This window comes from Nocardia sp. NPDC057353 (assembly GCF_042667085.1).
Classification (GTDB): Bacteria; Actinomycetota; Actinomycetes; order Mycobacteriales; family Mycobacteriaceae; genus Nocardia.
The window spans coordinates 16,240-30,673 of sequence record NZ_JBHVAK010000047.1 but is presented as its reverse complement, the minus strand read 5'-3'; the positions used below and the strand labels follow the sequence as shown (position 1 = coordinate 30,673).

The window sequence follows — 14,434 nt, the reverse complement described above, 5'->3', positions numbered from 1 at the left end:
TCGCGCACCGGCCTGCGGTGTGTCCGGGACAATCCGCCCCCTGCGGACCTTACCGTGGGGTAAGTTACGGTCATGGCCTCCACCGCTCGCCGTGCCGTCGTCGTCGCAGGCGCCCGCACCCCGTTCGTCCGCGCGTTCACCGACTTCACCCGGCTCGACTCGATCGCGCTCGCCGATGCCGCCGTGGGCGGACTGCTCGCCCGCACCGGGCTGGACAAGAACCTGGTGCAGGCGATCGTCTGGGGCGGGGTGATCCTGCCAAGCGCGGCGCCGAACATCGCCAGGGAGGTCGCGCTCGACCTCGGCTTCGACCCCGGCTGCGAGGGGCACACGGTGACCAGGGCCTGCGCCTCCGGGCTGCAGGCCGTCACCACCGCGGCCGCCGCCATCGAGCGCGGCGAGTACGACGTGATGATCGCGGGCGGCAGCGACTCCACCAGCAATGCCGAGATCAAGCTGCCGCAGCACGTGGTGCACGCCGCCGCCCCGATCGCGCTCGGCAAGCCCAAGCCCAGGGACTACCTCGCCGCGGTGCGGCAGCTGGCGCCCTTCACCGACATCCTGCCGACCCGGCCGAAGATCGCCGAGCGCACCACCGGCGAGGTGATGGGGGAGTCGGCGGAGAAGATGGCGCGGATCCACGGCATCGGCCGGGCCGCCCAGGACGAGTTCGCCGTGCGTTCGCACCAGCGGGCCGCTGCCGCCATCGCGTCCGGCCGCTTCGACGCCGAGGTGGTGCCGGTGACCACGCCGGACGGGAAGACCGTCACCCGCGACGGCCTGGTCCGCGGGGACACCAGCGTCCAGAAGCTGGCGAAGCTGAAGCCGGTCTTCGCCGCCGACGGCACCGTGACCGCGGGCAATGCCAGCCCGCTCACCGACGGCGCCTCGGCGGTGCTGCTGATGAGCGAGGAGAAGGCGCGCGAGCTCGGGCTGACCCCGCTCGCGGCCTTCCGCTCCTGGAGCTACGTCAGCGTCGACCCCACCGACCAGGTGCTGATCGGCCCGGCCATCTCCATGCCGCGGGCGCTGGACAAGGCGGGGCTCGCGCTCGCCGACGTCGACCTGGTCGACATCCACGAGGCCTTCGCGGCCCAGACGCTCTCCGTGCTGTCCGCGCTGGCCAGTGACGAATGGGCGAAGACCAGGCTGGACCTGGAGTCCGCGGTCGGCGAGGTCGACCCCGCGAAGGTGAACGTGCACGGCGGCTCGGTCTCGCTCGGCCACCCCTTCGGCGCGACCGGCGCCCGCATGGTCACCACCATGGCGAACGAGCTCGCCCGCACCGGCGCGCAGACCGCCCTGCTCGGCATCTGCGCGGCAGGCGGCATCGGCGCCTCCGCCGTCCTGGAGCGCGTCTAGCCACTGTCCCGCCGCGTGCCCGGTGTCGGAGCGCGCCCTATCCCCCGAAGCGCTCGCGGTGCACCGCGTGCTCCAGCGTGCGCCCGCTGCGCCAGCCGAACCGCTCCAGGTCCGGCACCTGCTGGAACTCGCGCACCGGGCCGACGCAGAGCCAGGCCACCGGGCGCACCCCAGGCGGCAGCCCGACCAGCTCGGCGAGGTGGTCGGCGTCGTAGAACGACACCCACCCGACGCCGACCTGCTCGGCGGTGGCCGCGAGCCACAGGTTCTGGATGGCGAGCACGGTGGAGAAGATCCCGGTCTCCGGCACCGTGGCCCGGCCGAGCACATTCGGCCCGCCGCGGGCGTGGTCGTAGCTGACGACGACGCCGGTCCCGCTCTCCCGGATGCCCTCGATCCGGATCGGGTCGAAGGTGGCGGCCCGCTCCGGCGGCAGGCTCTCCCGGAACTCCCGGCGTTTGTCCGCCACGTGGCAGGCGAACCGCTCCAGCGTCGCGGGCTCCCTGACCACCACGAAATCCCACGGCTGCGAATTACCGACGCTCGGCGCGCGGTGCGCCGCGTCGAGCAGCCGCCACAGGGTGTCGTCGTCGATCGGAGTCCCGGTGAACTCGGCGCGCACGTCGCGGCGCAGGCGGATGGCTTCGTAGACGCTCAGGGCGTGCTGGTGGACATCGTTGGCACACACCCTCTCAGTGAATCAGGTTTCCGCACCCCGAACCGCCGAACGGCCCCGCACCTGTGCGATGCGGGGCCGTTCGGGAGGCGTGGTCAGCGCCTGCTGAGCCGCTGCCTGCCCGCGCTGAGCGCGCTGCGCAGGCCGCGCCGCCTGCCGGTCTCCGGGTCGATGACCGGGACGGCATTGCCGCCGAACTTGCGCTCCGACGCCGTCTCCGGCGCGTCGTCGGCGGTGGCCCGCAGGTACTTGTTCGGCAGCGAGAGCTTGAGGATCGTCCGCCACGACTTGAAGTACTGCACCGGCAGCGAGCCGGTGGTGTACGGCAGGTCGTACTTGTCGGCCAGCTCGCGCACCCGCACCGCGATGTGCACGTAGCGGTTGCTCGGCAGGTCGGGGAAGAGGTGGTGCTCGATCTGGTGGCTCAGGTTGCCGGTCATGAAGTGGATGACCGGGCCGCCGCTGATGTTCGCGCTGCCGAGCATCTGCCGCAGGTACCACTGCGCCTTCGACTCGCTGTCGATGTCGGCCTTGGTGAACTTCTCCGCGCCGTCCGGGAAGTGCCCGCAGAAGATCACCGCGTTGGTCCAGACGTTGCGCACCATGTTGGCGGCCAGGTTCGCGGTCAGCGTGCTCTTCCAGGCCGGGCCGGTGAGCGCCGGGAACACCACGTAGTCCTTGACCACCTGGCGACCCACCTTGACCAGCACCTCCTGGCGCTTGCGCTCGAACTCCGCGCGCTCGGCGTCGCCCTTGAACCGCCCGGCCGCGACCTTGCCCAGCTCCAGGTGCTGCACCGCGACCCCGAACTCGAAGAAGAGCTGCAGCAGCAGGTTGTACACCGGGTTGCCGATATTGAACGGCTTCCAGCGCTGGTCCCTGGTGACGCGCAGCAACCCGTAGCCGATGTCGTCGTCCATGCCGAGCACGTTGGTGTACTTGTGGTGCAGGTAGTTGTGCGTCTGCTTCCAGTGCTTGGCCGGGCCGGTGTTGTCCCACTCCCAGGAGCTGGAGTGGATCTCCGGGTCGTTCATCCAGTCCCACTGGCCGTGCATGACGTTGTGGCCGATCTCCATGTTCTCGATGATCTTGGCCGTGCCCAGCAGCGCGACGCCCGCCAGCCACGCGGGCCGCTTACGGCTCGCGAAGAGCGCCGTGCGGCCCGCGATCTCCAGGGCGCGCTGCAACCGGATGACGTTGCGGATGTAGCGCGCGTCGGCCGCGCCGCGGGAGGATTCGACATCCCGCCGGATCGCGTCGAACTCCGCGCCGAGCGCCTCGACGTCGGCCTCCGTGAGGTGCGCGTACTCCTTGACATCCGAAATAGCCATGCGGGTTACTCTATCGTAAGTTACGAGACCGTAGGTTACGAGTTCTTGTCCCCCGCTGTGGTCTTGGTCACGTGGTTGCCCGGCCCCGCCACCGACGCGCCCTGACCCTGTCCCGCAGCGTGATTCGAGCCTCGCGCAGCACGTCCTGCTCGTGCCGCGCCTTCTCCTGCAGCGCCTGCTTCGCCTCGCGCAGCACCTGCTTCTCGTGCTCCGCCTTCTGCCGCAGCACGATCTTGGCCTCGTGCAGCGCGGAACGCAATCCGCGGTGCCTGCCGGTTGCCGGGTCCACCGGCGTCGGCAACGAGATCCCCGCGAACTTGCGCTCCGACGAGGTCTCCGGGGCGTCGTCGGCGGTGCGCCGCAGCATGCTGTCCGGCAGCGCCAGCTTGTGGATGGTGCGGAAGGCGAGCAGGTACTGCCTGCCCAGCGAGCCGGTGGTGTAGGGGAGGTCGTACTTGTCGCAGAGCTCGCGCACCCGCACCGCGATCTCCGGGTACCGGTTGCTCGGCAGGTCGGGGAAGAGGTGGTGCTCGATCTGGTAGGACAGGTTGCCGCTGAGGAAGCCCATCGCGCGGCCCGCCCGGAAATTGGCGCTGCCCAGCATCTGCCGCAGGTACCACTCGGCGCGGGTCTCGCCGGTCAGCTGCTCGATGGTGAACTTCTCCGCGCCGTCCGGGAAGTGCCCGCAGAAGATCACCGCGTAGGCCCAGAGGTTGCGCGCCAGGTTCGCGGTGGCGTTGGCCTTCAGCGTGCTCTTCCAGGCCGGGCCGGTGAGCGCGGGGTAGAACACGAAGTCCTTGCCCAGCTGCCGGGCGATCTTCCGCGCGAAGAGCACGTTCGGCTCGGACATCAGCTGGTGGCGCGGGACCCCGGAGAGATCCTTGTCGATCTTCCAGTCGTGCAGCGCGATGCCCCACTCGAAGGTGGCGGCGAGCAGCAGGTTGGCGAAGGGCTGCACCAGGTGAATCGGGCGCCACGGCTCGTCCCTGGTCATCCGCAGGATGCCGAAGCCGAGGTCCTCGTCCTTGCCGAGCACGTTGGTGTAGGTGTGGTGCGAGTAGTTGTGCGCCCGGCGCCACTGCGCCGACGGCCCGGTCTGGTCCCACTCCCAGGTGCCGGAGTGGATCTCCGGGTCGTTCATCCAGTCCCACTGCCCGTGGCTGATGTTGTGCCCGAGCTCCATGTTCTCGATGATCTTCGCCAGCGAGAGCAGTGCGGTGCCGGTGAGCCAGGCCCACCGGTTCCGGCTGCCGAAGAGCACGGCGCGCGCCGCGACCTCCAGGCCGCGCTGCGCGGCGATCGTGTGCCTGATGTACCTGGCGTCCCGCTCACCGCGCGACAGCTCAACCGAGCGGCGGATGGCGTCGAGCTCGTCCCCCAGGCTCTCGATGTCGGCGGCGGTGAGGTGCGCGAACGCGCCGATGTCGGTGATGGCCACCGGTGTTCCCTTCCGTGCTCTGCTCTGGCGTCGAGGGTACCGGGGTCAGGCGTCCAGGGTGCAGTCGCCGGCCGCGGCCGAGACGCAGGTCTGCACCTTGTCGCCCTCCCGGCGCTCGTCGCCGTTGCGCAGGTCGCGGGCGTGCCCGGCGGTGATGGTGAGCACGCAGGTCTGGCAGATGCCCATGCGGCAGCCGAACGGCATCTGCACGCCCGCCGCCTCGCCCGCCTCCAGCAGGCTGGTCGCGCCGTCGACCACGGTGCTGCGCTCGCTCCTGGCGAAGGTGACGGTGCCGCCCTCGCCGACCGCGGAGCGCTCCACCTCGAACCGCTCGACGTTCAGCCTGCCCGCCAGCCCGGCCGCGGCCCAGTGCTTCTCGATGTCGTCCAGCATCCCGGCCGGGCCGCAGGCCCAGGTCTGCCGCTCCCGCCAGTCCGGGAAGAGGGTGTCGAGCTCACCGAGCTCCAGCTTGCCGTGCACGCCGGTGAGGTGCAGGTGCGAGGTGAAGCCGGGGTGCCGCTCGGCCAGCGCGGTCAGCTCGGCGCCGAACATCACGTCGTCGGCGGTGCGCGCCGAGTGCACGTGCACCACGTCGGTGAAGACGTCGCGCCTGGCCAGCGCGCGCAGCATGGACATCACCGGGGTGATGCCGCTGCCCGCGGTGAGGAAGAGCACCTTCGCGGGCGGCGGCGAGGGAAGCACGAAGCCGCCCTGCGGCGCGGCCAGCCGCACCACGGTGCCCGCGGTCACGCCGTTCACCAGGTGGCTGGAGAGCAGCCCCTCCGGCATCGCCTTGACCGCGATCGAGATCAGCCGCTTGCCGCGCCCGGCCGGGTCGTCGGACCAGTTCGGCGGGGAGGTCAGCGAGTACGAGCGCCAGTGCCAGCGGCCGTCGACCAGCACGCCGATGCCGATGTACTGACCCGGCTCGAAGGCCCAGTCGAAGCCCCAGCCCGGCTTGATCACCAGGGTCGCCGAGTCGGCGGTCTCCTTGCGGACCTCGAGCACCCGGCCGCGCAGCTCGCGCGCCGACCACAGCGGGTTCACCAGGTGCAGGTAGTCGTCCGGGAGCAGCGGCGTGGTGATCCGGGCGACCGCGCCGCGCAGCACGTTCAGCCGGCCACCCCGGTCGGCCACCTCCGCCGCGGGCTCCTCCAGCCATTGCCGCACATTCTCGAACACCATGGTCGCCGGTCGTCTCCTGAGTTACCGCGGACCCCGTCGGGGCCCGTCCTGCCGTCAGGTTACGGCATCGTAGGTTGCCCTGTGGAGACGGCCGCGACGGCTTTGTGACTACTCCCGAAGCGCCGGATCAGAGCAGCTCGAGCAGGAACGGCAGCTCCTGGGTGGCGTACCAGGCGAGCTGGTGGTCCTCGGCGTCACCCAGGGTGAACTCGGCGTCCGGGTCGCCCAGATCGGCGGCATCGATCACCTCGACCGCCTTCGCCACGTCCGCCTCGGCGTCGGCCAGGTCGACGTGCACGGAGGCGATCTTCGCGTACGGGACCGGCCCGGCCAGCCGGACCACCGCGTCGTCCAGGTCGGGGCGCGGGGTCGCGCCGGTGACGTCGGCGGCGATCACCGCGCGGCGCTGGACCGGCGGGGTGTCGGCGTCCTCGGCCTCGGCGGCGAGCAGCCGCAGCGCCGCCCGCGCCGCCTCGCCCATGGCGACCTCGGCCAGCTCCTCGTCGTCGCCGGAGGCGTACGCCTCGCGCAGCGCCGGGGTGACCGCGAAGGCGGTGCCGCTGACCGCGCGCAGCTCCCGCTCCGCGACCAGGGTGCGCAGCATGGCGATGGTCGCGGGCAGGTAGACCCGCAGCGGGCGGTCGTCAGGCGCAGGCACCGAGCAGCTCCTCCAGGGACTCGTGCACCGACGCGGCCAGCACCGGAAGATCCGCCATCGCGTCGCGGTCGGCGTTGAGCCCGTAGCAGACCCGCCCGTCGTAGGAGGTCAGCCCGAGACTCAGCGCCTGGTTGCGCAGCAGCGGCGACACCGGGTACATCTCCAGCATCCGCGCCCCGGCGATGTACATCGGGGACTGCGGACCCGGCGCGTTGGTGATCACCAGATTGAATGTGTGCTCTGCGAACGTACTCGCCGCCCGCACGCTCATCGCATGCAGGCTGGCCGGGGCGAATCCGGCCAGGTGCACCAGGGTGCGGGCGCGCACCCCGCGGCGCTGCCTGCCCGCCGCCGCGGTGGCGTGCGTGATGTGCGAGAGCCGCATGACCGGGTTCGGCTCGCCGACCGGCAGGTCGATCAGGAACGAGGAGACCTCGCCCGCGATGTCGCCGGGCGGCTCGTCGGAGTAGACCGACATCGGCACCACCGCGCGCACGGTGGTCGACTCGGTGACGGCCTGGTCCCTGGAGAGCAGCCACTCGCGCAGCGCCCCGGTGATCACCGCGAGGATGGCGTCGTTGATCGAGCAGTCGAAGCGGGCGCGGATGCGACGGTAGTCGGCCAGCTCGGTGCGGACCACCGCGAAGCGGCGGTTCCTGGTCATCCTGGCGTTCAGCGGGCTGTCCGGCGCGCCCGCGGCGGCGGTGCGCACCGCGGACACCACCGAGTCCACCGCCCGGCTCGCCGCGCCGAGCACGGTGAACGCCGCCGCGCTCGCGTCCCTGGCGACCTCCAGCGCCTCCCGCGGCTGCGCGGCCAGGTGGCTGAGCGCGCCTGCCAGCAGCTCGGCGTCGCCCGGCTCGCGCGGCGGGTGCCAGGAGTCAGGGGCGAGGGCGCGCGGGTCGGGGCCATCGTCCAGGATCACGTGTCCGATCTCCAGCGCCGACTCGCCGTCCACCAGCGCCGCGTGCGTCTTGGTGAAGACCGCGGCGCGGCCGCCCGCCAGCCCCTCGATCAGGTACATCTCCCAGAGCGGGCGGTCCAGGTCGAGCGGGCGCGAGGCGAGCCTGGCCACCAGGTCGTGCAGCTGGACGTCGCTGCCCGGCGCGGGCAGCGCGGAGCGCCGGATGTGGTAGGTGAGGTCGAAGGTGCTGTCCTCCACCCACACCGGTCTGCCCAGTGCCAGCGGGATCTCGCGCACCTTGCGGCGGTACCGCGGCACCATCGCCAGCCTGGTCTCCACCAGGTCGAGCAGGCGGTCGTAGTCCAGGGGGCTCTCCACGATGGCGAGGGAACCGATGTAGACGGGGTTGCTGCTCTGTTCCTGACGGTGGAACGACGCGTCCTGCGCCGTCAGTCTGGTGATCACGCTGTCCGCTGCTCCTTCCGATGGCCTGCCGCCCCATTGTGCGGGCAGGACAGCGTTTTGGCTCGTAGCCTGTGAGTTCGTCGTGTGCCCCCCGTCAGTCTTTACCGAGGCGGGGGCGCGTGGCAGGATGTCGCGAACCGAGTCGGGGGACTCGATCCGGGAACCGGGGGGTTCGGTATGGAGAGCAGGGTTTCGGTGTCGTGCGCGCCGCACGGGGAGCCGCCGCTGCGTCGGCTGCGCCCGCGGCCGCGCGGGGTGGTGGCCGCGGAAGGCGTGCCGCGCGCGCAGGCGGGGCAGGCGCCGCCGGGCGCCACCGCGCCGCGCACTACTACCGCGGAAGGTACGCGGGCGGGTGCGCCCAGCAGAGCGACGCGGCCGGTGCCGGAGGCAGGTGCGCCCGCGCGGCGGCAGGCGAATTCGGTGCGCAGCCGACGGCAGGCCCCGCCCTGCGCGCCGGGGCGGCCCGCCACGCCCTCGCGCGCCGAGCGGAATCCCGCGTCCTCGCGCGCCGAGCGGAACCCCGCACCCTCCCGCGCCGAGCGGGATGCCCAGCTCTTCGCCGAGCGCGCCCTGCGCCTGGTGCTGGAGACCCTGGACGGCAGGCGCCGCGCCATGCACCTGCGCGATATCGCCGACCCCGAGGTGGTCGCCGTCCTGGAGACCTACGCCCGCACCTCGGTCCGGGAGCGCAAGCTGGGCGCCGCCGCCCTGAAGAAGGTCAGCTGCGCCCCGGGCGCGCACGGCCGGGTCGAGGTCTTCGGCCGGTACCACCGCGGCGACCGCGCCTTCGCGATCGCCGCCTGCCTGCGCGCGCACCGCGGCGGCTGGCGGCTCGGCGCGCTGCGGGTACGGTAGGGCCGGAGCGGTCCGGTGGGGTCCCGCCGCCTCGGCGCCCGCCGCGCGTCGGCGCCTACCATGGGTGCCGCATTATCATGAAACGTGCCGATGACGTCGCGGGTCGCCGCGCCGAACGGCCCGGCCGGACGGCCGGACCGGACGACACGCCCGCATACCGACCAGAGGACTGACGAGACCCGTGCCTGCGCTGACACTTTCGAGGTTGCTACGGATTGGTGAAGGTCGCGTTGTGAAGCGGCTCGGCCAGGTCGCCGACCAGGTCACCGCGTACGGTTCGGAGATCGAGGAGCTGACCGACGCCGAGCTGCGGGCCAAGACCGACGAGTTCCGCGAGCGCTATGCCGACGGCGAGGACCTGGACGACCTGCTGGTCGAGGCCTTCGCGGTGGCGCGCGAGGCGTCCTGGCGGGTGCTGAACCAGAAGCACTACAAGGTGCAGATCATGGGCGGTTCCGCGCTGCACCTCGGCAATATCGCCGAGATGAAGACCGGTGAGGGCAAGACCCTGACCTGTGTGCTCCCCGCCTACCTGAACGCCATCTCCGGCGCGGGCGTGCACGTCGTCACCGTCAACGACTACCTGGCCAAGCGCGACGCCGAGTGGATGGGGCGCGTGCACCGCTTCCTCGGCCTCGAGGTCGGCGTGATCCTCTCCGGCATGACGCCCGCGCAGCGCCGCCACGCCTACGCCGCCGACATCACCTACGGCACGAACAACGAGTTCGGCTTCGACTACCTGCGCGACAACATGACGCACTCGCTGGACGACCTGGTCCAGCGCGGGCACAACTTCGCCGTGGTCGACGAGGTCGACTCCATCCTGATCGACGAGGCGCGCACCCCGCTGATCATCTCCGGCCCGGCCGACGCCTCCTCCAAGTGGTATGCCGAGTTCGCCCGGATCGCCCCGCTGCTCAAGAAGGACCTGCACTACGAGGTCGACATCAAGAAGCGCACCATCGGCGTGCACGAGGCGGGCGTCGAGTTCGTCGAGGACCAGCTCGGCATCGACAACCTGTACGAATCCGCGAACTCCCCGCTGGTCAGCTACCTGAACAACGCCATCAAGGCCAAGGAGCTGTACAACCGGGACAAGGACTACATCGTCCGCGACGGCGAGGTCATCATCGTCGACGAGTTCACCGGGCGCATCCTGGTCGGCCGCCGCTACAACGAGGGCATGCACCAGGCGATCGAGGCCAAGGAGAAGGTCGAGATCCAGCCGGAGAACCAGACCCTGGCCACGATCACGCTGCAGAACTACTTCCGGCTCTACGACAAGCTCTCCGGCATGACCGGCACCGCCGAGACCGAGGCCGCCGAGCTGCACCAGATCTACAACCTCGGCGTGGTGCCGATCCCGACGAACCGCTCCATGGTCCGCATGGACCAGGCCGACCTCATCTACAAGACCGAGGAGGCGAAGTTCGCCGCGGTCGTCGACGACGTCACCGAGCGGCACGAGAACGGCCAGCCGGTGCTGATCGGCACCACCAGCGTGGAGCGCTCGGAGTACCTGTCCAAGCAGTTCACCAAGCGCGGCATCCCGCACAGCGTGCTGAACGCCAAGTTCCACGAGAACGAGGCCGCGATCATCGCCGAGGCCGGGCGGCCCGGCGCCGTCACCGTCGCCACCAACATGGCCGGTCGCGGCACCGACATCGTGCTCGGCGGCAACCCGGACATCATCACCGACATCCTGCTCCGCAAGGAGGGGCTGGACCCGGTCGAGACCGCGGACCAGTACGAGGCCGCCTGGCTGCCCGCGCTGGAGCGGGTCAAGGAGCAGACCGAGGCCGACGCCGAGGCGGTCCGCGAGGCGGGCGGGCTCTACGTGCTCGGCACCGAGCGGCACGAGTCCCGCCGCATCGACAACCAGCTGCGCGGCCGCTCCGGCCGCCAGGGCGACCCCGGCGAGTCCCGGTTCTATCTCTCGCTCGGCGACGAGCTCATGCGACGCTTCAACGGCGCCGCCCTGGAAGCCATCATGACCAGGCTGAACCTGCCGGACGATGTGCCGATCGAGGCCAAGATGGTCTCCAAGGCGATCAAGAGCGCGCAGACCCAGGTCGAGCAGCAGAACTTCGAGATCCGCAAGAACGTGCTCAAGTACGACGAGGTGATGAACCAGCAGCGCACCATCATCTACGGCGAGCGCAACCGGATCCTCCGCGGCGAGGACATGGAGGGCCAGGTCCAGGGCATGATCAGCGACGTGATCACCGCCTACGTGGACGGCGCCACCGCCGAGGGGTACGTCGAGGACTGGGATCTGGAGAAGCTGTGGACGGCGCTCAAGACGCTGTACCCGATCGCGCTCAACCACAAGGACCTGACCGGCGAGACCGAGGTCGGCGAGGCCGGTGACCTGAGCCGCGACGAGCTGCTGGAGATCCTGCTCGACGACGCGCACGAGGCCTACGCCAAGCGCGAACAGGAGATCGACGGCCTGGCGGGCCAGGGCGCCATGCGCAACCTGGAGCGCCAGGTCCTGCTCTCCGTGCTGGACCGCAAGTGGCGCGAGCACCTCTACGAGATGGACTACCTCAAGGAGGGCATCGGCCTGCGCGCCATGGCCCAGCGCGACCCGCTGGTCGAGTACCAGCGCGAGGGCTTCGACATGTTCACCGCCATGCTGGAGGGGCTGAAGGAGGAATCGGTCGGCTTCCTGTTCAACCTCCAGGTCGAGGTGCAGCAGCCGCAGCCCGCCGGTGTCGCCGTCGACCCCGGCCTGCGCTCCCCGGTCGGCGCCGGTGCCCCCGCCCGCCCGCTCCCCACCCAGGAAGCGGCCGCACAGGCGGCGCCCAGCGGCGCCCCCGCCGCCCTGCTCGCGAAGGGCATCGACGAGTCCGGGCCCCGCGGGCTCAGCTACTCCGGGCCGGACGAGGGCGGCCGCACCGCCGTGCACACCGACGCCGAGGAGTACGGCGGCGGGGACAACTCCGGTTCCCGGCGTGAGCGGCGGGAGGCGGCGCGCACCGAGTCCAGGGGGAAGCGCGGCCCGAAGAGCCGCCGCAGGCACTGAATTCTTCGTCTCGAACGAGGGCGTCCACCACCCCGGTGGGCGCCCTCGCCCGTTCGACCGGGGCTGCGTTTGACGTAATGATTGCGTCAACATATCGTGAGCGGTGTGCTCTTTCCGACCCCTGTCTTGACCAGCGACGACGAGCACGTACTCGCCGAGGTCGATGCCATGCGGGAGCGCCTGCGTCACCAACTACGGAACGCTCCGGCTCCGTGGACGGGCGGCTTGCGCAAGTTTCTGACCGCTGACGCGGTCGCGGCCTCCAACTCGATCGAGGGATTCAAGGTCTCCACGGTCGATGTCGAGGACCTCATCGCGGGTGAGCATGATGTCGACGTGTCGCCGGAGAACCGGGACGAGACGCTCGCCTACGAGCGCATGATGACCTATATCCAGACGCTGCACGACGCGGACGACTTCGCCTACAGCACCGGCTTTCTGAACGCGCTGCACTGGATGCTGCAGGGCCACCGGCACACCGTGCGCAAACCCGCGGGCCAGTGGCGCCGCGGCCCGGTGTACGTCACCGACGCACGGGATCCGAGCATCGCCGCCTACACCGCCCCCGATGCCGAAGCGGTGCCCGCGCTGATGCGCGAGTTGGTCGATTGGCTACAGGCCGAGGACGGCACGCACACCCTGGTCCGCGCCGCGATGGCGCATCTGCACCTGGTGGCGATCCACCCGTGGCCCGACGGCAACGGCCGCATGTCTCGCTCGCTGCAGACGTTGATGATCGCCAGGGAGGGGGTGCTGGCGCCGGAGTTCTCCTCCATCGAGGCGTGGCTCGGCAGACCGGGCAACACCTGGGAGTACTACGGCGTACTCGGGCGCCTCGGCGCGGTCTACCGGCCGGATCAGGACGTCGCGGATTGGCTGCGCTTCAACCTGGTCGCCTATCACCAGCAGGCGCAGACCGTGCACGCCCGCTTCGAGCGCTCCGGCCGGGTGTGGGAGACGCTGGCGCAGTTCGCCGCCGCGGAGCAGGTGGACACACGCTCCGTGACCGCGCTGCACGATGTCGCCATGTCCGGCCGCGTGCGGCGGAGCCGATACGAGCAGAGCGAGGGGCTCAACCTGCAGCAGGCGCAACGAGATCTGCGCGAGCTCGTGCGTCGGCAGATCCTGGAACCGGTCGGCCGGACGCGGGCCCGGTACTACGTCGCGGGCCCGCGTTTCCCGAAGATCGCGCTGCCCCCCATCACGCTCCGCGACCCCTACGCCGACTGATTGCTGTCCGTGCTGCTCGGCGGCTCCCATTCGAACGGCTGCACCACGACGAAACCGGGGCCGTGGAACGCGTACTGGAACGCCTCGCCGCTCCCACCGCGCAGCATGGACTTGAGGTTCATGCTGGAGACCACCTTGGGCGCCAGGTTCGCCGACCAGGCGACCGCGGCCTGCGTGTCCACGAACGTTGGCTGCGAACTGCAATCCAGCACAACGGGTTTGCCGACCGCGCAGAGCGCGACGGTGCCGGTGCCGGAGACCGTCGTGTTGAACAGCCCGCCGGTGAAGAACCCTGCCCCCTTGACCCGGTTGATGTCCCACTCCAGCGCGGCGTCGAAGGCGAGCAGGTTGGTGCCGTTCACGCTGAGCGCGTCGCCGGTGAGGTCGATGAGGAAGACGTGCCCGGCCTGGTTGGCGAAGAACACCTCGCCCTGCCCGGAGACCCGCATGAGCGGCACGTCCTCGTTGGTGACCATCCGCTTGAGCAGCTTCCCGACGCTGCCGGAGCCCTGGTGGTCGAAGCGGATGTCGCCCTGGTAGGCGACCATCGCCCCCTTCACCGCCAGCACATCCGGCCCGAGCCCCACCCGCAGCATCTGGGAGTTCTGCAGGGAGAACCGCTGCTGCGCCTGCACTTCGAGATTGGCCTGGTCGAACAGTACGCTTCGCATGGTTTCCAGGGTACGGAGCGCGGGAGCTACCGCCAGGCCGCCACGAGCTCCTCCGGCCCCCAGTGCTCATCGATCGGCAGCCGATCCGCCGTACCGGCGCGGGATACCGCGACCCGCGCGGTGTCGCGGTCGATGCCGGGGAGCGAGCGGGTGAGCGCGTCGTAGTCGTGCCGGTCGAAGGGGCGGTCCTCCAGCCACTTGATCGATCCGGCGAAGTGCAGCGTGCTCGCGGGCAGCGCGCCCGCTCCGCCCGCACGGGCGGCGATCGCGCTGAATGTGCGCTCGCCGCTGCCGATCGCCTCGAGCACGGTTCGTGCCCGCTGCCCCTCCGGGAACTCCGCCGAGCAGCGAGAGCTCACCGACGACCAGCAGCGGAGCCAGGGGTCGGTGACCACGTCCCGCAGGAAGTCGAGGCGGCTCCGCTCCGGCTGCCAGGAGCGGACTATCTCCGAGAAGCCGCCGGTGATGGAGGCGGCATCGATGGCGGTGGCGGCATCGAGCCCGGTCATCGCCTGCACGTCCGCGACATTCAGCGGCTCGACCGTCATCTTCGTCGCACGACCGAAGAACGGGCGGTCGCAGGAGCCGAGCGCCGCCATGACCGGCGCACTCCATGGTCGCTCCAAACTGA

12 protein-coding genes are annotated in these 14,434 nt (G+C 70.7%); 4 read left to right on the top strand and 8 right to left on the bottom strand.

The genetic code is table 11. From position 1 onward, the window contains the following. Positions 1-72 precede the first annotated feature (72 nt). Positions 73-1,362 carry an acetyl-CoA C-acyltransferase gene (locus tag ACFUUZ_RS22720; protein WP_378699309.1) on the top strand — a complete coding sequence of 430 codons (1,290 nt, stop codon included), beginning with the start codon at positions 73-75 and terminating at the stop codon, positions 1,360-1,362. A 37-nt stretch (positions 1,363-1,399) separates the two neighbouring features. Here ACFUUZ_RS22720 and bluB read toward each other — a convergent pair whose 3' ends face one another. The 6 genes from bluB to ACFUUZ_RS22690 all read right to left on the bottom strand — a co-directional run bounded on the left by bluB (position 1,400) and on the right by ACFUUZ_RS22690 (position 8,019). After that, on the bottom strand, positions 1,400-2,020 hold the full coding sequence (gene bluB / locus ACFUUZ_RS22715) for a 5,6-dimethylbenzimidazole synthase (RefSeq protein WP_378699359.1): 621 nt from the start codon (positions 2,018-2,020) through the stop codon (positions 1,400-1,402). 113 nt (positions 2,021-2,133) lie between these two features. Next, positions 2,134-3,369, bottom strand: a complete 1,236-nt coding sequence (locus tag ACFUUZ_RS22710) for a fatty acid desaturase family protein (RefSeq protein WP_378699307.1) — start codon at positions 3,367-3,369, stop codon at positions 2,134-2,136. Between the two features lie 67 nt (positions 3,370-3,436). Next, positions 3,437-4,807 (bottom strand): fatty acid desaturase family protein, encoded by a 1,371-nt coding sequence (locus ACFUUZ_RS22705; protein ID WP_378699306.1) that lies wholly within the window; start codon positions 4,805-4,807, stop codon positions 3,437-3,439. Positions 4,808-4,852: 45 nt separating this feature from the next. Further along, the gene (locus ACFUUZ_RS22700) at positions 4,853-5,992 is read right to left on the bottom strand and encodes a ferredoxin reductase (protein ID WP_378699305.1); all 1,140 of its coding nucleotides are present in this window, start codon (positions 5,990-5,992) and stop codon (positions 4,853-4,855) included. Positions 5,993-6,119: 127 nt separating this feature from the next. Beyond that, positions 6,120-6,626 (bottom strand): DUF6912 family protein, encoded by a 507-nt coding sequence (locus tag ACFUUZ_RS22695; protein WP_378699357.1) that lies wholly within the window; start codon positions 6,624-6,626, stop codon positions 6,120-6,122. A gap of 10 nt (positions 6,627-6,636) precedes the next feature. Beyond that, positions 6,637-8,019 carry a wax ester/triacylglycerol synthase family O-acyltransferase gene (locus ACFUUZ_RS22690; protein WP_378699304.1) on the bottom strand — a complete coding sequence of 461 codons (1,383 nt, stop codon included), beginning with the start codon at positions 8,017-8,019 and terminating at the stop codon, positions 6,637-6,639. 177 nt (positions 8,020-8,196) lie between these two features. On the opposite strand from ACFUUZ_RS22690, the gene ACFUUZ_RS22685 reads away from it, so the two are divergent. The 3 genes from ACFUUZ_RS22685 to ACFUUZ_RS22675 all read left to right on the top strand — a co-directional run bounded on the left by ACFUUZ_RS22685 (position 8,197) and on the right by ACFUUZ_RS22675 (position 13,132). Then, a complete protein-coding gene (locus tag ACFUUZ_RS22685; protein ID WP_378699303.1) occupies positions 8,197-8,874 on the top strand; it encodes an Rv3235 family protein in 678 nt (225 codons plus the stop codon). Between the two features lie 181 nt (positions 8,875-9,055). Beyond that, complete coding sequence (secA, locus tag ACFUUZ_RS22680) at positions 9,056-11,902, top strand: preprotein translocase subunit SecA (protein ID WP_378699301.1); 2,847 nt, start codon at positions 9,056-9,058, stop codon at positions 11,900-11,902. 225 nt (positions 11,903-12,127) lie between these two features. Further along, on the top strand, positions 12,128-13,132 hold the full coding sequence (locus ACFUUZ_RS22675) for a Fic family protein (protein WP_378699299.1): 1,005 nt from the start codon (positions 12,128-12,130) through the stop codon (positions 13,130-13,132). Here the strand turns inward: ACFUUZ_RS22675 and ACFUUZ_RS22670 are convergent. After that, a complete protein-coding gene (locus tag ACFUUZ_RS22670) occupies positions 13,120-13,803 on the bottom strand; it encodes an AIM24 family protein (protein ID WP_378699298.1) in 684 nt (227 codons plus the stop codon). The two genes, ACFUUZ_RS22675 and ACFUUZ_RS22670, sit on opposite strands and share 13 nt — an antisense overlap. 26 nt (positions 13,804-13,829) lie before the next feature. After that, positions 13,830-14,402: a hypothetical protein gene (locus tag ACFUUZ_RS22665; protein WP_378699297.1), complete on the bottom strand. Its 573-nt coding sequence runs from the start codon at positions 14,400-14,402 to the stop codon at positions 13,830-13,832. Between the last annotated feature and the right edge of the window lie 32 nt (positions 14,403-14,434).

What these genes read in the sequence shown, in the direction of transcription:
- ACFUUZ_RS22720 (WP_378699309.1), top strand. Translation starts at nt 73, where the DNA reads ATGGCCTCCACCGCTCGCCGTGCCGTCGTCGTCGCAGGCGCCCGCACC.
- ACFUUZ_RS22665 (WP_378699297.1), bottom strand. Translation starts at nt 14,402, where the DNA reads ATGGCGGCGCTCGGCTCCTGCGACCGCCCGTTCTTCGGTCGTGCGACG.
- ACFUUZ_RS22670 (WP_378699298.1), bottom strand. Translation starts at nt 13,803, where the DNA reads ATGCGAAGCGTACTGTTCGACCAGGCCAATCTCGAAGTGCAGGCGCAG.
- ACFUUZ_RS22710 (WP_378699307.1), bottom strand. Translation starts at nt 3,369, where the DNA reads ATGGCTATTTCGGATGTCAAGGAGTACGCGCACCTCACGGAGGCCGAC.
- ACFUUZ_RS22685 (WP_378699303.1), top strand. Translation starts at nt 8,197, where the DNA reads ATGGAGAGCAGGGTTTCGGTGTCGTGCGCGCCGCACGGGGAGCCGCCG.
- ACFUUZ_RS22700 (WP_378699305.1), bottom strand. Translation starts at nt 5,992, where the DNA reads ATGGTGTTCGAGAATGTGCGGCAATGGCTGGAGGAGCCCGCGGCGGAG.